Raw genomic sequence first — 261 nt, 5'->3', positions numbered from 1 at the left:
GAACCCCTGTTACCGCCGTGAAAGGGCGGTGTCCTAGGCCTCTAGACGATGGGGACACATAATGTGTCACTAGGACATTAAATGATAGTTTGACTCATATCGGAGTTAAGGTTACTAAAATAACATGCAAGTACTCGAGACTGACATATTTATTTATTTTCTTGGCAATTGCTCACTTACTAAGAGTAAGTGGCGTCCCCAAGGGGATTCGAACCCCTGTTACCGCCGTGAAAGGGCGGTGTCCTAGGCCTCTAGACGATG

Annotated in this window: 1 tRNA gene; it reads right to left on the bottom strand. The window is 46.7% G+C overall.

The window, feature by feature from the left end:
• Positions 1–190 precede the first annotated feature (190 nt).
• Positions 191–260 (bottom strand) — tRNA-Glu (locus tag EXT43_RS20555).
• Between the last annotated feature and the right edge of the window lies 1 nt (position 261).

It is taken from the genome of Pseudoalteromonas sp. CO109Y (assembly GCF_004208935.1).
Classification (GTDB): domain Bacteria; phylum Pseudomonadota; class Gammaproteobacteria; order Enterobacterales; family Alteromonadaceae; genus Pseudoalteromonas; species Pseudoalteromonas shioyasakiensis.
Note: the sequence above shows the minus strand (reverse complement) of the source record. Positions and strands in the feature narration are given on the sequence as shown.